Here is a 22,501-nt window from a genome sequence, read left to right as displayed (position 1 = left end):
AAGGGGGGAATGGCACGCCGACCCGAATCGACTCAGCGGCCGCTCACATCCCCATTCACTTCTGCACGACCGCCAGAATGTCATTGCGGCCCACGAGCAGGTACTCCTGATCGTCCATCTTGATCTCCGTACCGCCGTAGCGCGCATAGACGATCTGATCGCCGACCTTCAAGACTTCCGACATCTTTTTCTGCTTGCGATCCGCGACTTCGATGTCATCGCCCAGCGCGACCACTTCGCCCATCTGCGGACGCTCTTTCGCCGTATCAGGAATGATAATGCTGCCAACCTTGCGCTCTTCTTCTTTGAGCGGCTTAATCAATGCGCGCTCGTCAATCGGACGAATCTTCATGGGGGGGACTCCTGTGTGAATTGGTTGTCGGTGGGAAGAAAACTTGAAACTTCAAACTTGAAACGTGGAATACGGAGGCAGCGCCCGCACAGCCGTGCGCGATCTTTGCTGCTCGGGTCCCCCTCCGTTCACGGGGGGGATAGGGGGGGCCGCCGACCCGGGTTCGCGACTTCTGCATGCCGACTGGAATCGAGCTGCTTCTTTCCCCCCACATCCAATTGGGGGACCAAAGGGGGTCAGTCTGCTGTTAGCACTCTATCCCGGTGACTGCTAATCAGACTACAATATAACAACAAAAGTTCCCAAGTTCAACTCGAAAATGCATACCACGACCACTGAAAATGCTGGACTTAGGAAAGAGGAGAGGCACAGGAACAGATGTTCCACTGGCGCTCTGTGCCGTTTCCTGACAGATTTGAATTCTCGTGGAGCAGCCAGATGGTCTTGATTTCCTCGTTGGTAAAGCGTATATTCGCGTAAGTTTCTTTGTCACGAAAGGAAGTGGAGTGAAGTGGAGTATGGAACACTCGAATGGTTCCAAGTACCTGCCGCTGACGACTGCGGCCGTGGTGACAGTCGTCTTCCTGTTGGCAGGCTTCGCGCACGCTTTCCTCTTGTATCACCAACACGGAGTCGGACAGACTACACAAACAGAAAACTTTGTGGGTACGACGCAAACTCATAAGGTCGGCATTAAGGCACCGACAATTGGCGGGATGTTTGCTGCGATCCGGCTGGATGGTAACAACGTCGCAAGCTGTTCGATATCCGCCGGTGGGACATGTTGCGATACGGAACCGCTTACCGTCGACACCTATGAGTTCATCTCATTTGCGGACGTGACGAGCGGCGTTGCAAAGGCATGGGTATGGGGTCAAGACGCGCAATCACCTCCCATACAGCTTTGCAGTGGCGGGGGAGGAAACTAAGTGAGAAAGCCCGGCCGACGCCGGGCTTTCTTCTCTACCGATCCAGCCATGCCCTACCTGATACTTCTCTTTGCTTGTGCTAGCGTCTCGTTCGGCGTGACTCACGGTGTCGAGATTGGAACCTCTATCGACTCCACGGTAGCCCAGTGTTCCGACGGCGACACTGTGCTCATCCATGATGGCGTGTACACCGAAACGACTGTCCTCTACGGCAAGTCGGTCGTGATCGCCAGCGAGTTTCTGCTCGACCTCGACTCGACTCACATTGGCAGCACGATCATTCGCCCCGACTCCAATCGCACGGATACGGTTAGCTGTTTCGTTTACGCCTATGGAGAGGACCGCCGGAGCAGATTGATCGGGCTCACAATCGAAAGTGGACGGGGTACGCGTTGGGGTCATCAAGACCAAATCGCCGGCGGAGGCGTATACTCCTTTCTCAGCGCGGTGACAATCGAGCATTGTCGATTTATGAACTGCGAAGCTCAAGTGGGTGGAGGAGCTGCCATCGTCTTCCCCGCGTTTGAGTTGCATGGCCTCCTGACGCTTGACCATTGCCGCTTCACCCGTTGCTTTGCTGAATACTACGGCGGGGCTGTGTACGCGCCGTTCTGTTCATTGCGCGTGAACGGTTGCGACTTCGACAGCAACCAATGCGGCGCTCTCGGACCCGGGATGTGGGTGGACCACGCGGATGCAACGATTGATTCCTGCCGATTCGCGCACGGAATCGGCATATCGGGAGGACTGAGTTTCTGGGAGTGTCTCGGCCACGTATCCAACTGTTTATTTGAAGAGAACTCGCTGTACGCCCAGGCCCTGGAAGGCGCCTGCGATCTTGAAGTGGTGCGCGGAAATTGCACTATCACCGGGAATCATTTCCGGAACAACCGGACCACACAGCATTCACTCACGATCGATACCGACAACAGGCACCCCGGATATGTCGTGGGCAACATTTTCGAGAACCTCCTTGCTGAAGTGACGACTGGAACGCTGAGCGCGGCTCACGGGCCCAGCCAGATTGCCTACAACGTGTTTCGTAATAACATAAATCGCCACGGCGGAGTCGTGTACGCCTATGCCGGAGCGAGACCGCACATTCACCACAATGTGTTTGACAGCAATCTGTCGGAAGACTCCACATATGGCTCGGTGTGCGTTGCGGTCAGCGGTGCCCAACCCACTATCGATTCCAATATCATTCGAGGAAACTCCGGTCAGACTATCACCCCTTTCTTCAATGGTCCGGATTCCGTTAATGCCCGCAATAACTGGTGGGGCGACGTGTCCGGACCGTACCACCCGACACTGAACCCGCAGGGTCGCGGAGATACCGTTTTGTGGGTCGGAGTCCAGTTTTCGCCCTGGCTCACCGCTCCTCCCGACACGACATTCAACACCGTGAATGGCTCGCCGCCGGAGGTGCTTTCCACGTGGGACATCCTCGCCGTCTATCCAAACCCTTTCAACAGCGCTTTCCACATCGCCATCGCCGGATTCACGACGGAGTCGTTTCGCATGGAACTGTTCGATCTACTCGGACGCCGCGCCGCACTCATTCAGGAAGGCCCATTGTCGAGTCAGATCGTCACCTACCGCCCCCCCGCCTCAGTAGCGACCGGGATATATTTCCTGCGCGTCGCAGACCGCCATCACGCGCAATTCAGAAAGCTGCTCTTTCTGAAGTAGCTGGCGCGGCTCCACTCTGCGATAGGCAAACAAGAACAACGGCCACGGATTTCCTCCGTGGCCGTTTGCTTGGCCTTCCAATCGGCCGGTTCCGTAGACTACACTGCCAGCAACCGCGCTCGAAGTTCTCGGCGCGCCGGTGCCCGCTGACAACGGCGGCGACAACCGGGCGGCAAGGCGCGCATTCCCCGTTCGCCGCCCCCCTTCGGCACACTTCTCGCTCCATCCTGTTCGATATGTCGCCAGTACTACACACCGGAGCCCAGCCATGCCCGCCGAATCCCAATGGGTCACCTTCAAAGTCGGTAATGAAATGTTCGGCTTTGAAATCGAATATGTCAAAGAAATGTTGCGAATGCCCGACGTCCACGCCGTCCCGCAGGCCGCACCCGATAACCTCGGCGTCATCCTGTTGCGCGACCGCACCATCCCCGTCTTTGACCTGCGCCGGAAATTCGGCTTCGAATCGCGCCAGGACAAGGCCGCCGTACTCGTCGAAACCCTGAAAGCCCGCCAGCAAGATCACGAAAACTGGTTGAAAGAACTCGAAGCATCCGTCCGCGAAAACCGCGAATTCAAACTGACCACCGATCCCCATCAATGCAAGTTCGGACTCTGGTATGACAGCTACTCAACCGACGATCCGTTTCTGGATCGCATCATCAAACGCTTCAACCAGCCCCACAAACTCATCCACGCGCTCGCCGAACGCGTGTCCCGCGAACTCGCTGACGGCCAACAGCAGAGCGCGCTGCGTATGATCGAAGACGTGCGCAGCACGAGTCTAAACCAACTCATCGGTATTTTTGCGGAGGCCTGCGAGTACGTCATCGCCAGCGCCCGCCCCACACTCGTCATTGTCGGCAGCTCCGCCTGTACGCTCGGCGTCGCCGTCGATGAAATCAATGCGGTCATTCGCTGCGCCGACGACGAGATTCAGGCGCCCGATTCCATCCCCGCCATCGAACAGTTCCCCGGTCTGGTCGGACTCGTCGCCGAAAAATCGCGCGGCAAATTCACCATGCTGCTCGACCCCGCACAGCTCTATCCGCAGCTGATCCCACAGACCGAATACGCGTGACGTATCGACGGCCACGGCCGCGGCTCACGCTTCCGCAAACGGCCTTAATCAGGCAGGCGACCCACCGGGCCGCCTGCTTCGCATCGGCTATTCCACTTCGGCCTTCCGCTCCAAATGGATACCCTGAGCACGTCAACAGCATCCGAACTCCGGCCTTGCATTCCGCAAGGACGTCGTTGGCAGGCTTTGTGCTCTGACCTTCATCCAATGTGATCAATTGCCCGCTCCGCATGCTCTCCAAGCCAACTCCGATTCCGCACCTCGCCTGTTTCGCCCCCGTTTCCCGCGGCGGTCACACTCCATTCATGTTGACGAATTCAAACCTGCGGTTGTTTTCATTCGGGCATTTCAACAACCCGTTGTAATCCTCCAGCATACCCACGCACGGGTCCGTTGTCCAAACTGATTCGACATTCAACTTAACCCGGATCCTGAGCCTCATCCTCGCTGGTGCAGCTCTTGCCTGATTGCCTACCGAGACCGGAAATATCGCGTCGCGTTGCCAAATTCAAACCTGCAAAGGAGATTCAAACCCCAAATTCCCTGATCTGATTTGTTGCTGTGGTTTGCACTGATACGCATGATGACGGAAGATTCGCGCGCCGAGCGTGCGACTCGACCGACGAAAGGAGAAACGATGAAACGGCTGATGACCCTGCCCCTTGTGCTCGCCCTCTGTGCGCTGAATGCCTTCGCCTGGGATTTCCAGGAAATCTCCCTCCAACTCGAAAATTGCCCCGAAAATGCCGCCTGCGTGGCCTGGGGAGACATCGACAGCGACGGCGATCAAGACCTGTTCGTCGGCGGCCACAATGGCTCCGAAAGCGCGCTCTATCAGAGCCACCGCGGGAGCTTCCTCAACGTTACGGAATCCGCCAGCTTGACCGGGGTCACCGACGTGAAATCCGCGGAATTCGTGGATTTCGACCAGGACGGATCCCTCGACCTGCTCTGCCTCGTCGAGACCGGTATCCGCGTCCAGCTCTTCCGTCAAATCGGCGGACAGCGTTTCCAGCCGGTTAACTTGAATCTCAGCGGCACCGGAATCCCCGTGCGCAGCACCGCGTGGGTCGATCAGGACCATGACGGACAGCTCGACCTGATCCTCAGCAACGGCGAAACGGAGGAAAGCGGGATGACCGTCCTCCGCCAGGAAACCACCGAGTTCAATCAGGTGCGCAGTGACGAGCTGCCCACGCCGGATATCGAAATCGGCGCCATGAACTGGGTGGACTGGGATGCCGACGGCGACCTCGATCTCTTCCTCGGCGCCCACCGCGTCGATCAAGGCCCGCGCCTGTACATGAATGTGGACGGAAATCTGCTCGACTGGACCAACCGCGTCGATCTGCCCAAACACATGGGCTCCACCGGTTCCTGCTGGTTCGATTTCAACGGCGACCACAAACTCGATCTGTTCTCCCCCGGCTCGCCCGAGAACACTCATCTGCTCTGTTATTACCCCGATAACGGCTGGCACAACTACAAGTCCGTCACCGACGAGCTGAATGTACGTAATCTCGCCGAACAGGGCGTTTACGCCTGCGCGGTGGACGCCAACATGGACGGCACCAAAGAGCTGTTCGTCCTGCGCAAGATGGGTTACGGCTGTGCGCTCCTCAAGAACCCCGGCCCCGATCTGCCGTGGTCGGATGTCGCCGAAGAGATGGGCATCGCCCAGCGCGCCGACCGCAATAACGGAGCCGCCTGGGGCGACTGCGACGGCGACGCGGATCCCGATCTCGCCATCGCGCAGGAAGGTCTTGGCGTCCGGCTCTATCGCAATAACACCACCCTCGATCATGAATTCGTGGTCCTGCACCTCTGCGGTCCCAATGATTGCACGCCGCTCCCCAATTGCCAGGTCCGCTTCGATTTCGAGCACGATAAGGACATCGGCTCCTCCGCGAGTCTGGCCAGCATGAACAGCGGCAATGGCGCCGCGATTACGCTGGTCAGCGAATCCGTCATGAAGTCGTCCGTGATCAACTGCGAAGTCACCTGGCCGGGAGGCGAGGTCACCACGTACTCGATCGATCAGATCCAGATGAACAAACACAATTGGCTGCACAAACCCACCAGCTCGCCCGAAATCCAACAGGTCGCATTCGAGTCCACAGGGGGAGACCCTCGCAGCATCAGCAACGCGCCGAATCCGTTCAATCCGTCCACCCGCATCTCCTTCAACCTGCCTGCTGCCGGACAGGTCCGGCTGAATGTCTTCGACCTGACCGGCCGAAATGTGGCGACACTGGCAGATGAGGTTTTCGCGGCCGGAGAGCACACGCTGAATTTCGAGGCCGGCGCATTGCCCTCAGGCACCTATCTCGTCCGCCTGACCGGACCCTCCACCAACGTCGTGCACCGCATGATGCTGCTCAAGTAAAACCGTCGAATTCCCAGCGGGGGGGGCCGCGGCCGACCCCACCCCACGGAAAGTCGTGTTGAAAATGTCTTGGCTCTTCCGTCGCGTTACTCCTGACACGGCGGAGAACCGAACCAGGCCGGGCGGTTGAGGTACGTTGCGGACCTCGACCGCCGGCCGTCCATTCAAGATTCGGGCGTGGCGGGTTCCTCCCACCTGCGCGCCCGGTTTAGCCCCCGTCCTCCTGCGGGGGCTTGTTTTTCTCCTCCTTTTCGCGTATTTTTCAACTATGTTCAGGGGGAACTACTCACCAAAGGAATGGCGCTGGCTCGCGCTCATCGCGGCCCTCTTCCTTGCCGTTCGCATCATCTACCTGCGGCAACTGCTCCATTCGCCGCTGCTGAACTTGCTGTTCCTCGACAGCGAGTTCTATCTCACGTGGGCGAAAATGCTCGTCACCGGGCAGGGAAACCCGCCCGGACCGTTCTGGCTCTCGCCCGGGTACCCGTATTTCCTCGCCGGGCTGTTTGCCGCCTCCGGCTCGAAAGCGACAGGGCTGGTGGTCATCGCACAGTTCCTGCTCTCGATCGGGTCGTGCGGATTGCTGATCCTGACCGCTGATAATCTGTTCGGCCGGCGTGTGGCTCTGATTACGGGCGCGCTGGCCGTTTTTTGTGCGCCGTGGCTCTATTATGACGGTGTCCTGCTCAGCGCCTCGCTGATCCTGTTCCTTAATTCCGCCCTCATCTACGTACTCGTCACGCGGACCAACACCGTGGACCGCGAGCAGGAGGCCCGGCCGTTCGGCTGGATTCTGGCCGGAGGACTGGCCGGACTCTCTGCTCTCACCCGGCCGTCGGTGTTGCTGTTTGCGGCCTTGCTGGTGGCGTGGCTGCTCCGGAAGCGCGCTGATCTGCGGCGTTTCGCGCTGCTGTTCCTGGCCGCAACCTGCGTGACGCTGGCCCCGGCGCTGATCCGCAATTGGACCGTAACCGGCACGCCCGCTCTCACTACCTCCTCCGGCGGCGTCAACTTCTATATCGGCAACCGCTACGGAGCGAGTGGCGCCTATGATGACTTGCCGTTTGTGTATTCCGCCGATCCGATCCGCGAGGCCGAAGCGTTTCGCGACGAAGCCTCGCGCCTCGCCCACGACAGCCTCACCCTCGCCGAGGCTAACCGCTACTGGGGTCGTCGCGCGCTGACCGAAATCTCACGCTGGCCGGGACCTTGGGTCGTGCTCTTTGTGAAAAAACTCTGGCTCGTCACCCAGAACGCGGAGATCGCCAACAATCTCTCCTTTCGCGCCGTCGCCAGCTACTGCCCGATCGTCGGAGCCTTGCCCCTACGCTGGGGACTCCTGTTCCCGCTGGCAGTCGCCGGGATCTTCCTCGCCTGGCCGATCTGGAGACGGCTCGCGCTGCTCTGGTGTTACGCCGCCGCCTATGTGCTGACTTGTCTAATCTTCTTCAGTGCAAGCGAGTATCGGTTTCCGCTGACGCTCGTGCTGTTGCTCGGAGCCGCGTGCTTTGTCGCCGGACTATGGCAACTGATCGTCGAGCAGAACTGGAAGCGCCTGTTGCTCGGCGCCTGGGTCTATCTGCTCATGCTCGCGGTGGCCAACTGGCCGTCAAGCACCGTGCAGCGCATGACCAAACCGAGCATGGACTTCGCCAACATGGCCACCATCGCCGTCGATCGCGGCATGATCGCCGATGCGGTCCCGCTCTATGCGCGAGCGCTCGCCTCCAATGACAGCCTGCGCGACGCGCGCGTCGGTTTGGCCGATTGCCTCTGGAAGCTCGGCTCCTTTGACGACGCGCGGCGAGAGTATGAACTGGCCGGAGTCAGCGCACCCGATTCCCTCCTCGGGGCGCCCTTGCAGACCTTTCTCGAAGAACTCGACCGCTATGTTCTGGCGCAGGATGATGAACGCGCCTATGCCTTTGTCGCCGAGCGCTTCCCCAAGTCCGGCGACGCGCCCACAGAGGTCTGGCTCGCCCGCGCCCGCATCGAAACCCGGCTGCGCATGTTCGCGGAAGCGGTGGGCTCACTCCTGCGCGCGCATGAGCAGGAGCCCGAGTCGCCGGAACTGCTCCATAAGGCCGGCGTGATCGCGGAGCTCAGCAGAAACGCCCCCCTCGCGGATTCCCTCATGCACGCCGCAATCAAGCTCTACCCGGCCTATGCGCCCGCCCGCATCGCGATCGCAGAGGCCGCGCTCAGCCGCCATGACACCACCGCCGCCCGCCAACAACTCGACGAACTCCTGCGCATCCGCATCCGCGACGATTCCGTCAAAGCCCACGTCGATGACCTCGCCCGCCGCTTGCACATCGGCCCGCCGACCGGGTGAATCGGCGAGCGTGCACATGCCCGCGAACTATCGGCAACACGACGAACCCCGTCCAGTTTGGACGGGGTTCGTTGCTCACTCAGAGCCTGTCAGGAGGCTCCAAGGCGCTCCACAAGGGTAGAGACCGGAAAAGTCTCCGACTGGTTTTCCCCAACCCCCTTGCAGCGCGCAGCGGGAAACGTTGCCCTTTAGATGGCGGCGCGAATATTCACGTAAAAGAGGTGGTGATTCTCCTTGTCGGAGATCTTCTCCTTGTCACGCAAATCAAGTCCCGGATAGAGGCTCACGCGAATATTCTCGCGCATGAGGTAGGTCACCACCGGAATATACAGGAACTGGTAGTCGGTCTTCAGCGGATCGGCGGCCGCCAGATTGGCCTTGTCCTCGTCGCTGGTTGTGACGTTGTCATAGTGGAACGACAGAATCCAGCGCTCATTCACGAAGTAACTGCCGACCGCGCGGATCCCGTTATACGCGATCTCCTTCGCGCCCGTCCCGACCAGCTTGCGGTTGTCCTCGGTGCCCATGACATAGGCCGCCTGCAAATCAAACTTGTCCTTCCAGCGCAGGTTCAACCCCGGCATGATGCGCACGAAAGAATTCTCGGCATAGGCCAGCGAGTCCGTCGGCTTGTTCGCGGGGTTCTTTGCATCCGTGCCCGAGTCAAAATGAATACCCAGCGACGAGCCTTTAAGCGCTTCCGCGCCACTCTCCGGCATCCATAATCGCAAGCCGCCCCACACCCCGATCTGATTCGCCGCGTTCGAGTTCTTCGACCCCGGCGTCACGCCCGCATAGAGGGAGACCGGACCTTGATATCCGTAATACTGGATCCCATAGCGCGGAGATCGCATATCGACCGACGAAACCCCGCCACCGTTCGACGAGGTCACGCGAAGGGCGCCTCCGCCGATCGGAGGCAGCTGCGGCAGCCGATCCGGATACGGCGCGAACACGACGGGACTGAGACGACCCGCCTGAAAGTTAAGCCATGAGGTGTTGCCGAGATTGTGCAGACCCAGGTAGTACCAGGCTTGATGGAACGGTTCGGACCCGGCGGAAAATTCGTTCTCGATGTAGATCGATGTGTTCTTCGACAACGAACCCGCCACAAAGAGTTGCAGCCAGTTGGTGTTGCCAATCGTCAGCTTGTCCTTCTTCTCCCCCTTCACCGTCAGCGCCTTCGTCTCGAGCTGAACCGGTGTCAGATTGAGCCGCGCCGTGAACCAGTGACCGATCTCATTGTCCAGCGACAGGTGATCGCTGTACTTCTTCTTACCTTCCGTGTCCCCGTCCGCCTCCTTCAGGTCCGGGCTTTGGTAGCCGTTGGCCAGAAACCGCTCGCCATAGTAATTGAGGCGCGCGAAGTTCGGCGCGTGACACATCTGGCAAGTCACGTCGTACTTGCGGCTCCACGCCGGAATCGCCAACACATCGCCACTGCTGGCGTAAGGCAGCAAGGTGGGCAGTAAGAACAATCCGATGCCGAGCGCGACGGCGCCCAGCCATCCAACCAAACCAGTCGACTTGTGCATGGGGGTTCTCCATCGTAAAGTGAAACCGGTCCCGGGCGGGAGCGCGCCAGGCACAGGCGGAACGCCGCTCAAACCGGCGTCGGCCGCCGCTGCAAGGCCATGCAATCTACACTCCCGCTTGTGAAAAAAGTTACTAACGAGTTTAATATAGGATTCTTTATCTCCTTTGTCAAGCCCTTACTGAATTATTATGCATAATCAACTAAAAACAATAACATCTGCCGCCGCGGATCAATTGGGATAATATTTGTCTTATTATCAAGTTGTGGACATTCCTCGCCACTTGTAGCCATTTGTGGCGAAGGAGATCGCACGCGCCGAGCCGCCCCGCTGAGCCAAAACCCCTTGACTTTCGCCCCATCTGTGTGTATATTTCGATGTATCGAAATTCTAATCTAAAGCTGTCGAATGGAACTATCCGCACCCGCCGAAGACTGCCTGCTGCTCGTCCATCGGCTCCGCGAACGCGCCGAACCGGTCTCGACCTCCAACCTCGCCCGCGAACTCGGCGTCACCGACTCCACCGTCACGGCCATGATCCAAAAACTGGCCCGCCGACGGCTGCTCCACTACAAACCGCGCCACGAGATCTCCCTCACCCGGCAAGGCGGCGAAATCGCCTCGCGATTGATCCGCCGCCACCGCCTGATCGAGTGCTTCCTCTGTGAACACCTCGGCTACTCGTGGGATGAAGTCCATGCCGAAGCCGAGCGCATCGAACACGCCGTCTCCGAACGCTTCGTCGATGCGATCAACGCCAAGCTCGGCAATCCCGCCTTCGATCCCCACGGCGATCCCATCCCGTCCAGCGACGGCAACGAAGTCGCGCGGGCGCTGGTCCGACTCTCGGAACTCGCCGTCGATCAGCGAGCCGTCGTCGCCCGCGTGCATGGCAAAAAGCCGGAAACCTTGATCTACCTCGCCGGCCTCGCCCTCAAACCCGGCGCCCGCGTGCGTGTCACCGATAGCCCCGAACATGACAGCGTACTGCAGCTCGAAGTGAACGGCAAACCGGTTACGCTCGGCAAACCTCTCGCCGATCAAATTCTCCTCGAAACCGAACCGAAGCCCAAGTCCGCCAAAACCACCCTCCCCCGGAGCAGCAAATGAACACTCGCTCCACCCCGCCCGCCTCGCTCTCCGAGGTCCACCGCACCGTCGGAATTCCCGACAAAGTCAGCGCCTTCCGCCGGCTGCTGGCATTCGCCGGTCCGGCCTATCTCGTCAGCGTCGGCTATATGGACCCCGGCAACTGGGCCACGGATATCGAAGGCGGCTCGCGCTTCGGTTATCAGTTGATCTGGGTCCTCCTCATGAGCAACATGATCGCCGTGCTCCTGCAGGCCCTCAGCGCCCGCCTCGGCATCGTCACCGGCCGCGATCTCGCCCGCGCCTGCCGCGAAGCCTATCCGCGACCCGTCGGACTGATGCTCTGGGTCGTCTGCGAAATCGCCATCGTCGCGTGCGATCTCGCCGAAGTCCTGGGAACCGCCATCGCCCTCAATTTGCTCTTCGGACTGCCGCTGCTCTGGGGGGTCGTGCTCACCGCGCTCGACGTGCTGCTGCTGCTCTATTTCCAACACCTCGGCATCCGCAAGGTCGAAGCCTTCATCCTCGCGCTCGTGCTCACCATCGGCGCCTGTTTCGTGCTCGAAATGTTCCTGAGTAAACCCGACTTCGGCGGGATCGCCTTGGGATTCACGCCCCGGCTGAATCAGGAAAGCCTCTACGTCGCCATCGGAATTCTCGGCGCCACCGTCATGCCCCACAATCTGTACTTGCATTCCGCGCTCGTGCAAACGCGCAAGGTCGGCAACACCAGCGCCCTCGTGCGACAGGCCTGCAAATACAATCTCGTGGACTCCGCCATCGCCCTCAATGCCGCCTTCTTCGTCAATGCCGGAATCCTCATTCTCGCCGCCGCCGTCTTTCATCGCAACGCCGTCGAAGTCACCGAAATTCAGCAGGCGCATCAACTGCTCGCGCCGCTGCTCGGCACCACCGTCGCCAGCGCCGCCTTCGCCATCGCCCTGCTCTGCAGCGGCCAGAGTTCCACGCTCACCGGGACCATGGCCGGGCAGGTCGTGATGGAAGGCTTCGTCAATCTGCGCATCCGCCCCTGGCTGCGCCGCATGATCACCCGCTCGCTGGCCATCGTCCCCGCCGTACTCACCCTGCTCGTCCTCGGCGACTCCGGGACTTATCAACTGCTGATTCTCTCGCAGGTCGTGCTCTCCATGCAATTGCCGTTCGCCATTCTGCCGCTGATCCATTTCACCAGCGACCAATCCAAAATGGGCGAATTCGCCAATCGCACGTGGGTCAAGATGCTCGCCTGGATCGCCGCCATTCTGATTATCGGGCTGAACGTGCGGCTGGTCAGCAGTATCCTTGGCAACTGGATTTCCGCAAGTCCCGCCGGTCCGCAGTGGTATCATGTGCTGGTCCTCCTCATTGCCGCCGGCCTCGCCGTGCTGCTCCTGTATCTGGCCATGGTGCCGATCTTGCGCCGAACCCGCAAACGCGCCGAAGCCCTGCCCACCTTCCATCTCGAAGCCGTGCCCGAAGCCGTCTATCGTCGCGTCGGAGTCGCAATCGAAGTCTCCGCAACCGATGCCAAGCTCGTGCGTCAGGGTGTCGCCATGGCCAAGCGCTATGACTCCGAACTTGCCCTGATTCACGTCATGGACGGACTCGGTCCCCGCTTCTGGAGAGAACAGTCCAGCGACCACGAAGTCGTGGGCGACGAAGCCTACATGGCCAATCTGCGAGACGAAGTCGCGAAACTCGGCGTCAACGTTCGAGTCGTGCTCGGCTACGGTAATCCGCCTGACGAAATCGTGCGCATCGTCCATGATGAAGACATTGATCTGCTCATCATGGGCACGCACGGCCACCGCTTCACGCAGGACATTCTCTTCGGCGCAACCGCCACGCGCGTCCGGCACCGGGTGCAGGTCCCGGTCTTCATGGTACGCGTGGAAGCGTAAACGTCGCTTCCGCCGCGCCGGGACGCCGTCCCCGCCGGAACCTTCCGCCGAGCAGGGACTGTGTCCCTGCCGGAACCTCGCGTCGCCACGTTCAACATGCTTCATAGCGGTTCGTGAGCCGCTCGGCAACTTCCTACATCCAAACTTCAGCATTTTCAATGAGTTTGCTTCTCTTTCGGCAAATCCTTAGATTGGCGGACAGTCTGCTGTTGTCCCTTCAATCAATTTTCAGGAGTTAGCCCATGTCGCAGGTCGCTGAAAAGCTGACCCAGTTTGTTCGCCAGGCCGGAGAATTATTTGAATTCGAGGATTTCGAAGACCTCGAGATCGGAGAGACGGAAGTCTTCGACGAGGAAACCGGAATCGTCTCCATTGATATCGTGCGCGAAGATACCGACGAGCTCTTCCGGTTCTGCGTGTTCGACCGGGAACTCGACCTGAACGCGGAGATCGCGGAGCTCTTTGATCTCTATCGTGAACTCGAATTCGAAGTCGCCGACGAACACAGCGGCTCCGTGTTGCTCTGTAAGGGCGCCACCGCCGACGAGTTCATCTGGGTCTATCGCAACGAAAGCGAAGAGATCGGAATCTATCACTCCGAATTCAGCGTGGACGCCGAGGACGACGACGATGATGACGATGAGGATGAGGATGGGGATGAGGATGAGGACGAAGACACCATCGACGATGGCGATGAAGACGATGACGAGGACGACGATACCAAAGAGACGCGCTGAGACCCGCGACCAGTCCTTCGCGCGGCAGCATACACGGCGGCGGTCCGGTCAGGGCCGCCGCTTGCGTTACCCGCCCCGCGGAGGCATGTGAATGTTTTCACCTGTCTCGCTCCGAGACGGAGGCAGTTAACTCCAGCATTTACAAATTATTACGCTTCATGCGAGCAGCCGTTCCGACCGTTTCAGTGATTGCCGTGGTTGACTTTCCCGTGCGGAATCGGTAAATTCTGTGTTGTACGAACCGCCTGAACCTTCCATAGGGAGAACCCACCGCTCATGGCTATCCGCATTGCGATTAACGGCTTCGGCCGCATCGGTCGTCTGGTGTATCGCGGCGCCTTCAAAGACCCGCGTTTCGACTTCGTCGCCGTCAACGATCTGACCGACGCCGCCACCCTCGCACACCTGCTCAAGTACGACTCCACACACGGCCGCTTCCCCGGCAAAGTCGAAGTCGTCGAAGGCGGCTTCAAAGTGGACGGCAAGTTCCTCAAAGTCCTCGCCGAAAAAGACCCGAAAAAATTGCCGTGGGGTGAACTCGGCATCGATATCGTCGTCGAATCCACCGGCGCCAAGTCGTTCCGCGATCGCGCCGGAATTCAGCAGCACGTCGATCAAGGCGCGAAGAAGGTGCTGCTCACCGTGCCGGCAAAAGACGAAATCGACGCCACGATCGTGTGCGGTGTCAACGACTCCGTGCTCAAACCCGAACACAAACTCGTCTCCAACGCCTCCTGCACGACCAACTGCGTCGCGCCCATGGCCAAGATCCTGCACGAGAATTTCGGCATCGAATACGCGTTCATGACCACGATCCACGCGTTCACCAACGATCAAAATATTCTCGACGCGCCGCACTCCGATTTGCGCCGCGCCCGCACCGCCGCCCAGAGCATCATCCCGACTACGACCGGCGCCGCCCGCACCGTCGGCAAGATCATGAAAGACCTCAAGGGCAAGATCGATGGCACCGCGCTCCGCGTGCCGACCGTGGACGGCTCGATTACCGACCTCGTTTGCAACGTCCAGAAAGACGTCACTGTCGAATCCATCAACGCCGCCTTCAAGGCCGCCGCCAACGGACCCATGAAGGGCGTGCTCGAATACACCGAAGATCCGATCGTCTCCTGCGACATCGTCGGCAACTCGCACTCCTGTATCTTCGACGCCAAGTCCACCATGGTCATGGGACCGCGCATGCTCAAGGTCTTCGGCTGGTACGACAACGAATGGGGCTATTCCATGCGCTGCATCGACATCCTCGGCCGCATGGGTGCGTAGTCCGCACCATACCTCAATCCGTTCCGCCGAGCGGGGATTCCTTCCCCGCCGGAATCTCGCTCAACTGATCTCCCGGCGCAGCATCCGGGAACACGATAAACATGTCAAGGAAACACATCACCGTGAAGAAAATCATCACCATCCTCAGCCTCTTCGTCGCCATCGCCCTGATCGGCTGCTCCGCCCACAACGGCAATGCCAAAGGAAAGGTCTTCGGCACCGAACCAACCCTCAAAGAGCCAGTCTCCATCGCCGCCGTGAACTCCGAACCCGCGAAGTTCAAAGATCAAGACGTACTCGTCACCGGCAAGGTCGTCGCGATGTGCCAGCACATGGGCTGCTGGGTCGAAATCGAACAGGCCGATAAGTCCACCATCATCTGCAAAAGCGTCGATGAATCCGTCCACTTCACTCAGGACGTGATGGGCAAGGATATCGAATTGCAGGGCACGCTGCTGTGGGACGAAGCCGCGCCCGGCGAAGTCAAAGAATCGCACGAAGGCGGCGAAGCGCATGCCTGCCCCGCTCCCAAAGTCATGGTCAGCCTCAAAGGCGCACGCGTTAAGGGAATCTGACACACCGCGTCTGATCCCGCTTTCCTCCGAGCCCGATCTCCAAACCACCCGAACGAAGCCGTCCTCCCTTCCAAGGGGGGACAACAGGGCGGTTCCGCTGACCGCTCCACACCCGCCCGAACGAAGCCGTCCCCCCTTCCAAGCGGGGACAACAGGGGGTTCTGCGGGCCGCTCCACACCCACCCGAACGAAGCCGTCCCCCCTTTCAAGGGGGAACAACAGGGGGGTTCCGCTGACCGCTCCAAACCACCCGAACGAAGCCGCCCCCCCTTCCAAGGGGGGACAACAGGGGGGTTCCGCTGACCGCTCCACGCCCGCCCGAACGAAGCCGTCCCCCCCTTCCAAGCGGGGACAACAGGCGGGTTCCGCTGACCGCTCCACGCCCGCCCGAACGAAGCCGTCCCCCCTTCCAAGCGGGGACAACAGGCGGGTTCTGCTGACCGCTCCAAACCGCCCGAACGAAGCCGTCCCCCCTTTCAAGGGGGGACAACAGGGGGGTTCCGCTGACCGCTCCAAACCGAGCCGTGTCTCCGGCCCCCGCCGGAATCTTGCTGTGCAACTCCTTCGCCGCGAAACGAATCTTCATGTGCCGTCCTTCAATCCGGGATTCTCTCAAGTTCGCCCATTGCCTCCCCAGTCCATCCCATGAACAAACTCACCATTGACCAGGTGGATCTCAAGCACAAGCGCGTGCTTGTTCGTGTCGATTTCAATGTCCCACTCGACGGCGATGTCGTCACCGACGACATCCGCATCCGCGAGAGTCTGCCCACCATCCAGAAGATCATCGCGAGCGGTGGAATGGCCATTCTGATGAGTCACCTCGGCCGGCCCAAAGGCAAAAAGACCGCCGAATTCTCGCTGGCCCCCGCCGCCAAAAAGCTCGCCGAACTACTTGGCAAGCCCGTGGTCATGGCCTCCGACTGCATCGGCCCGGACGTCGAACTGGCCGTCAGCAAACTCCCCGCCGGCGGCGTCATTCTGCTCGAAAACCTGCGCTTCTACGCCGAGGAAGAGAAGAATGAGCCCGGCTTCGCGGAGAAACTCGCCAAACTCGGCGACCTCTATGTCAACGATGCGTTCGGCTCCGCCCACCGTGCCCATGCGTCCACCGAAGGCGTGACCAGGTTCATCAAGCCCGCCGTCGCCGGCTACCTGATGCAGAAAGAGCTGAAGTACCTCGGACAGGCGCTCGCCCAACCCGCGCGGCCGTTCGTCGCCGTGCTCGGCGGCTCCAAGATCTCCGGCAAGATCGACGTCATCGAAAACCTGCTCGGAAAAGTCGATACCATTCTCGTGGGCGGCGGCATGGCCTACACCTTCTACAAAGCCATGGGCAAGGAGATCGGCAACTCGATACTCGAAACCGATAAGGTCGATCTCGCGCACGACATTCTCGAACGGGCCAAGTCCAGCCGCACGCAGTTCATGCTGCCGCCCGATTCGCGCGTCGCGAATGAACTCAAAGCCGGCGCGAAAACTGCCATCGCGCCCTCGGGCGCGATTCCCCAAGAGCAGGTCGCCGGGGATATTGGCAGCGAAAGTGAAAATCAATTCGCCGACATCATCCGCGCCGCCAAGACCATCATCTGGAACGGTCCGATGGGGGTATTTGAGATCGACGAGTTCGCCCACGGCACTAAATGTGTCGCCCAGGCCATGGCCGATGCCACCAAAAACGGCGCGATTACGGTGGTGGGCGGCGGCGACAGCGCCGCAGCCATGAAAAAATTCGGCCTCGACCATGCCGTCTCCCATGTCTCCACCGGCGGCGGCGCCAGCCTCGAATTCCTCGAAGGCAAGGCCTTGCCCGGCGTCGTAGCCCTCTCTGAAAAACTATGAATCATGAAGTATGAAGCCGCCCGCGTGCTCACTCAACGCAGCCGGGGGATCACGGGGAGTCGGTCTTTCTGTTTCATACTTCATCCTTCATACTTCATACTTAATTCCCCATGCTCCTCTGTGCAAACTGGAAAATGAACCTGTCGGCCAAGGAAGCCACAGAATTCATAAATACTTACGCCAGGAACCTGCCCCCGACGATCGTGCCAACAGTCATTCTGGCACCGTTTACCGTCATTCCGGCGGTGGCCGAGGCCGTCAAGAGCTCCGCCCTGCCAAGGGAACGGCTTGCCTTTGGCGGCCAAAATGTGTATTTTGAGAGTTTTGGTGCCTTTACGGGCGAAATCTCGGCCACTATGCTGCTCGAATCGGGCTGCGGATATGCCATCTGCGGACACAGTGAACGGCGAGCAATCTTCGGCGAAACGGATGAGATCGTCGGTAAAAAGGTCATCCGCTGCATCGAGACCGGACTCACGCCCATCTTCTGCATCGGCGAGACGCTCGACGAACGCAACGCGGGTAACGTCGAGCTGGTCCTGAAACGACAACTCGATGTCGGACTGTCCCGCCTCTCACCAGATCAATTCAGCAAGCTCGTCGTGGCCTACGAACCCGTCTGGGCCATCGGCACCGGCGTCGTCGCCACGCCCGAACAGGCCCAAGCCGCGCACACATTTATCCGCCACCGGCTCGAAGCCATGTGCGGCGATGCCGCCAAAGCGATTCACATTCTGTACGGCGGCAGCGTTAATCCGCAAAACGTCGAGTCGCTCATGAGCCGCCCCCACATCGACGGCGCCCTCGTCGGCGGCGCCAGCCTCAAAGTCGATAGCCTGCTCGCCCTGCACAACGGCTGCGCCACGGCAGCAGCGGCCAAGCCGAAGCACTAACTCGCGCGGATTTCGATCACCGGGCTTGTCCGGTTCGAATTCAGGTCTCAGATTTCAAGTTTCAAGTTCCAAGTTTTCGGAAAGACACATGATCTACGGTATCCTTATCGCCCTGCAGATGATCATCTCGGTCCTGCTCGTGGTCTCGATTCTGCTGCAAGCTTCCAAAGGCGGCGGACTCGCCGGCATCGCGGGCGGTATGATGTCATCCACCGTCTTCGGCGGACGCAGTGCCGCGAACTTCCTGACCCGGGCGACCACCGTGCTGGCCACGCTCTTCATGCTGAACTGTCTCGGCATGGCCGTGCTCTCCACGACCGGTAAACAGAAAGTCTCCGTCACTCAACAGGCGGTGCAGGGCGAACCCGCCAATAGCCCGGTCCCGCAGATCCCCGGCGGCGCCACCATGCCCGAAGGCAACAACGCCACGCCCCCCTCCGGCGGCAACTAAGCGCGCTTCGGCCAGCATCGGATCTTCTGCATTTCCGAATTTCCGACGTTCCGCATTTGACTTCCAGCCCGAGTGGTGAAATTGGTAGACACACTATCTTGAGGGGGTAGCGCCGCAAGGCATCCCGGTTCGAATCCGGGCTCGGGCACACACGGCGTGTGATTTTGCACTAAGCGCGGCTTAGGCTTCACGACAACGACACTCCAAACGACAACGGCGGCCCATCGGCCGCCGTTGCTGCTATCCCCCCCAAAAGAAATTCCGCTTTGGGGGGGGTAGGGGGGGTCCCTCGCACGCTACCGGCCGCGCATTCTGATCGCCTGCGTCAGTTCCTCTCGCGTCGGACGTCCGCCCAGCGATTCAACAATCAGATTCAAGGCCGCCGGCTCGTAATCCGTCGCCACCACTTCATAGTAATGCGACGGCGGCGAAAACGGGAGCACATGCTCGTGGCGATAGCAGGTATCCGTCGTGACCGCCAGAAAATCCCAGTTCTCGTTCACCTCTTCCTCGTAGTAGATCACGTACGAACGAATCGGCGAGGGCGCCGCGCAGTCCGTGCTGTCCACCACACTCCAGCACATCGCCATCGCGCTCCCGTCCTGCCACACCACCAGCGACTCCGGCTGCGCGAGGTGATAGTAGAAGTACGCCCCGATATCCGAAATCGTGCAATCCGGGTCATACAGAGTCGGATCACCCGCGTCGATGCATGGCGAGTTCGCCGTCAAATGAAAGTCACCGCCGGTAGAATTCACGAACTGTGGGTCAAGGAAGATGTTGTAGTACTGGTCGCACGGATCACCGTTGCGATTGGTCGTGACGACTTGGCCGAGACTCGGTGGGCAGAATCCAGAACAGACACCCGCAGGATTTCCGTAGAAATCGGTATACCCAACGCTCACGAAGCTGCTCGCCTCGCAGTAGAGAGCACTGCCGTTACCCGCGGCAACAATGCAATCTCGAAGCGTGAGATCGCAGCCGCTGAATGCGCCGATCTGTCCATTACCGCTCGTATTGCCGAACATTGTGCAGTGATTCAGTACAACCGTTGTCCCTTCGCCAAGGGCTAGAGCGGAGCCTACAGCCTCGCACGAGTTCTCACGGAAGATGCAGTAATTGAAGTTGGCGCCGGAACCGCTGACACCAATCCCGATGGCGCCACCGTTATTCAGAGCGTAGTTGCCAACAAACAGACAGCGTTCCACTGTCGGATAGCCTCCATCCAGAGCTTCAATCGCTCCGCCAGCCTCGTCAGTGCCGTTGTCAAGGAACACACAATCGCTGACTCGGACAAGACTGCCCCCGGTAGCACCTATCCCACCCGCACGATTGGCATAGTTGTGTCGAACTGTCGTATGGCTGATCGCCGGACTTGCTGAATCGACCCAGATGGCTCCATATACTTCTGGCCAGGCCCATGTGCTGTTCACGACGTGCTCAACGATGCAGTAGCCGAGTTCCGAGGCGTCGTTGCTTCCATGGTAGAAACGCAATCCCCGCCACCTTCCCGGATTCGCCAACGTGTCCGTCGTAAACACGATTGAATCCTCTTCCGTGCCTTGCGCCAACAAGGTCCCCCGCACTTCGAACTTGTACGGCCCCATGAAATTCAACACAACCCCGGGCTCGATCACCAGCGTGTCACCGGCCGGCAGCAGCAGATCGCAAGCAACAAAGTAGGGCGAACCCGCCGCCCCCAGTGTCCCTGACAGCGTGTCGCACAAAGTCGGATCAGGCGCAGTCTTCACAACATAGAAATCTGAACTCCCGGCTCCGAAAGAGTTGGTCATTCCCGCTAAAACAAAGCCACCGTCTGCAGTGATGATGCCTGCTGCGGCATCCTCTACTTGCGGACCACCGTACGTCCTTGACCACAGCAATTGACCGTCAGCATTGGTTCTGGCAAGGTAGAAGTTAGCCGGTGGGCCTGCAATATCTGAAGTCCCGAAAACGGCGAACCCTCCGTCAGCCATCCGCGCAACTGCTGAACCGCGGTCACCGAGCGACCCGCCGAATGCATTGGTCCAGAGCGCATTGCCGTTTGCATCGGTCCTCACCAGATAGACGTCCCCTCCGGTGCCGAAAGACTCCGTGTAACTCGTGACAACGAACCCGCCGTCAAACGTCGTCGCGAGGCCAACCCCATAGGGCCATCCGTCATTGCCCGCTCCTCCAAATGTGCGAGTCCAGAGTGTGTTACCATCGCCGTCAGTCCGCACGAGGAAGAGGTCGTATCCACCCGCTCCAAAGGAATTCGTCCAACCTGCGAGAACAAAGCCACCATCAGTTGTGCGCGCAATATCCCAGCAGATGTCGTTTCCACCGCCGCCGTAGGTCCGCGACCACAGTGAATCGCCCGCGGAATCCGTGCGAATCAACCAGAAATCCGCAGGTCCCTCATGAACTCCAAGTTCGTTTCGACCTGCCAGTGCGAAGCCTCCGTCGGGCAGGGCAACGATCGCGTGTCCATAGTCGTTTCCCGCGCCTCCAAAGCCACCGTCAAACGAGACATCGTGCAGTGTGTTTCCAAGAGCGTCGGTGATGATCAATCGGACGTCGCTTTGATACCCGCCATCAAGGTAGCTGCCCGCGACCATCGCGAATCCGCCCGCTTGTGTATCAACCATGTCCCGCAGATCATCCGACGAATTGCCACCATAGGTTCGTGTCCATACCGTGTTCCCCTGATCGTCGGTGCGAATGAGCCACATGTCGGCACTGCCCGCCCCGTAGGAACGCGTAACGCCACCAAATGCGTACCCTCCTGCTCCAACGGAAATGACAACGGCACAATGATCTTCATCCGCCGTTCCTCCGTACGTCCTCGTCCATACGGTGTCCGGCCCTTGGGCCAAAATCGATGTGCTTCCCATAAGCACAGTCAGCAGAATGAATAGCGATAGCTTCATCATGATCTCCTGAATTAGTTGGGTCTGATCACAAGTTACGGAGTTGCATATGTAATTAGCAATATGATATGATTTGTCATATTAACATGAATGCTTGCGTGTGTTCGCCATTGTTAAGTTCCTGAGCAACCCCGACCAGTATGCCTCTCAGACCCCCACTCTCCCTGGGCTGCATCTCCTGACCTACCCGGAATCGGCTTCCCCCCCCCAAAAAAAACCGACTTAGGGGGGTAGGGGGGGGTCCGGCACCCCGCACCCTTCCGACTTCGTATACTGCCTTCATGAACAACCACTTACGTATTTAATAAACATTTCTATTGCTTTTTGCGTGTTTGCTCAGTATATTAACCTCATGTCAGTGAAAACCAAAAATCCAACTGCCCCGCCTTCGCTCGCAATTTGTCCACTTCGTGCGCAACCAATTTTCACCTACTTCGTTAATTCATAAAGCGTAAAGCAGTTCGTTTGGTCAAAAGTATTTTGATCTCGCTCGTTAATCTTTCTCAAATT

Annotated in this window: 16 protein-coding genes and 1 tRNA gene; 14 read left to right on the top strand and 3 right to left on the bottom strand. The window is 59.4% G+C overall.

Annotation, left to right across the window (positions count from 1 at the left end; genetic code table 11):
* Positions 1 to 55: 55 nt before the first annotated feature.
* A complete protein-coding gene (locus HZB60_02980; protein MBI5058730.1) occupies positions 56 to 352 on the bottom strand; it encodes a co-chaperone GroES in 297 nt (98 codons plus the stop codon).
* Between the two features lie 425 nt (positions 353 to 777).
* Between HZB60_02980 and HZB60_02975 the strand changes: the two genes are divergently transcribed.
* The 5 genes from HZB60_02975 (at position 778) to HZB60_02955 (ending at position 8,775) form a co-directional block, all read left to right on the top strand.
* Positions 778 to 1,281 (top strand): hypothetical protein, encoded by a 504-nt coding sequence (locus HZB60_02975; protein MBI5058729.1) that lies wholly within the window; start codon positions 778 to 780, stop codon positions 1,279 to 1,281.
* 48 nt (positions 1,282 to 1,329) lie between these two features.
* The gene (locus HZB60_02970; GenBank protein ID MBI5058728.1) at positions 1,330 to 2,973 is read left to right on the top strand and encodes a T9SS type A sorting domain-containing protein; all 1,644 of its coding nucleotides are present in this window, start codon (positions 1,330 to 1,332) and stop codon (positions 2,971 to 2,973) included.
* Positions 2,974 to 3,241: 268 nt separating this feature from the next.
* On the top strand, positions 3,242 to 4,054 hold the full coding sequence (locus HZB60_02965) for a chemotaxis protein CheW (GenBank protein ID MBI5058727.1): 813 nt from the start codon (positions 3,242 to 3,244) through the stop codon (positions 4,052 to 4,054).
* Between the two features lie 637 nt (positions 4,055 to 4,691).
* Positions 4,692 to 6,440: a VCBS repeat-containing protein gene (locus tag HZB60_02960; protein MBI5058726.1), complete on the top strand. Its 1,749-nt coding sequence runs from the start codon at positions 4,692 to 4,694 to the stop codon at positions 6,438 to 6,440.
* Between the two features lie 268 nt (positions 6,441 to 6,708).
* A complete protein-coding gene (locus tag HZB60_02955) occupies positions 6,709 to 8,775 on the top strand; it encodes a tetratricopeptide repeat protein (protein ID MBI5058725.1) in 2,067 nt (688 codons plus the stop codon).
* A gap of 188 nt (positions 8,776 to 8,963) precedes the next feature.
* Here the strand turns inward: HZB60_02955 and HZB60_02950 are convergent, their stop codons facing one another.
* On the bottom strand, positions 8,964 to 10,310 hold the full coding sequence (locus HZB60_02950) for a hypothetical protein (protein MBI5058724.1): 1,347 nt from the start codon (positions 10,308 to 10,310) through the stop codon (positions 8,964 to 8,966).
* A 408-nt stretch (positions 10,311 to 10,718) separates the two neighbouring features.
* Here HZB60_02950 and HZB60_02945 point away from each other — a divergent pair, with 408 nt between their 5' ends.
* The 9 genes from HZB60_02945 (at position 10,719) to HZB60_02905 (ending at position 19,227) form a co-directional block, all read left to right on the top strand.
* The gene (locus HZB60_02945) at positions 10,719 to 11,420 is read left to right on the top strand and encodes a metal-dependent transcriptional regulator (GenBank protein MBI5058723.1); all 702 of its coding nucleotides are present in this window, start codon (positions 10,719 to 10,721) and stop codon (positions 11,418 to 11,420) included.
* Positions 11,417 to 13,300, top strand: a complete 1,884-nt coding sequence (locus tag HZB60_02940) for an Nramp family divalent metal transporter (GenBank protein ID MBI5058722.1) — start codon at positions 11,417 to 11,419, stop codon at positions 13,298 to 13,300. The genes HZB60_02945 and HZB60_02940 overlap by 4 nt, the downstream gene beginning before the upstream one ends.
* A gap of 242 nt (positions 13,301 to 13,542) precedes the next feature.
* Entirely contained in the window at positions 13,543 to 14,037 is a 495-nt protein-coding gene (locus tag HZB60_02935) for a hypothetical protein (protein MBI5058721.1), read from the top strand.
* A 276-nt stretch (positions 14,038 to 14,313) separates the two neighbouring features.
* Positions 14,314 to 15,318 carry a type I glyceraldehyde-3-phosphate dehydrogenase gene (gene gap, locus HZB60_02930; protein MBI5058720.1) on the top strand — a complete coding sequence of 335 codons (1,005 nt, stop codon included), beginning with the start codon at positions 14,314 to 14,316 and terminating at the stop codon, positions 15,316 to 15,318.
* 122 nt (positions 15,319 to 15,440) lie between these two features.
* The gene (locus tag HZB60_02925) at positions 15,441 to 15,893 is read left to right on the top strand and encodes a DUF4920 domain-containing protein (GenBank protein MBI5058719.1); all 453 of its coding nucleotides are present in this window, start codon (positions 15,441 to 15,443) and stop codon (positions 15,891 to 15,893) included.
* A 645-nt stretch (positions 15,894 to 16,538) separates the two neighbouring features.
* Positions 16,539 to 17,735: a phosphoglycerate kinase gene (locus tag HZB60_02920; protein ID MBI5058718.1), complete on the top strand. Its 1,197-nt coding sequence runs from the start codon at positions 16,539 to 16,541 to the stop codon at positions 17,733 to 17,735.
* 110 nt (positions 17,736 to 17,845) lie between these two features.
* A complete protein-coding gene (locus HZB60_02915; protein MBI5058717.1) occupies positions 17,846 to 18,628 on the top strand; it encodes a triose-phosphate isomerase in 783 nt (260 codons plus the stop codon).
* A gap of 88 nt (positions 18,629 to 18,716) precedes the next feature.
* The gene (secG, locus tag HZB60_02910; protein ID MBI5058716.1) at positions 18,717 to 19,079 is read left to right on the top strand and encodes a preprotein translocase subunit SecG; all 363 of its coding nucleotides are present in this window, start codon (positions 18,717 to 18,719) and stop codon (positions 19,077 to 19,079) included.
* 66 nt (positions 19,080 to 19,145) lie between these two features.
* Positions 19,146 to 19,227: transfer RNA gene (locus tag HZB60_02905), tRNA-Leu, on the top strand.
* Positions 19,228 to 19,375: 148 nt separating this feature from the next.
* On the opposite strand, the gene HZB60_02900 is transcribed toward HZB60_02905, so the two are convergent.
* Positions 19,376 to 21,994 carry a right-handed parallel beta-helix repeat-containing protein gene (locus tag HZB60_02900; protein ID MBI5058715.1) on the bottom strand — a complete coding sequence of 873 codons (2,619 nt, stop codon included), beginning with the start codon at positions 21,992 to 21,994 and terminating at the stop codon, positions 19,376 to 19,378.
* Positions 21,995 to 22,501 lie beyond the last annotated feature (507 nt).

The sequence above is a fragment of the candidate division KSB1 bacterium genome (genome assembly GCA_016214895.1).
GTDB lineage: Bacteria > Electryoneota > RPQS01 > RPQS01 > RPQS01 > JACRMR01.
The sequence above is the reverse complement of the archived record's forward strand: the minus strand, read 5'-3'. Positions and strand labels throughout refer to the sequence as shown.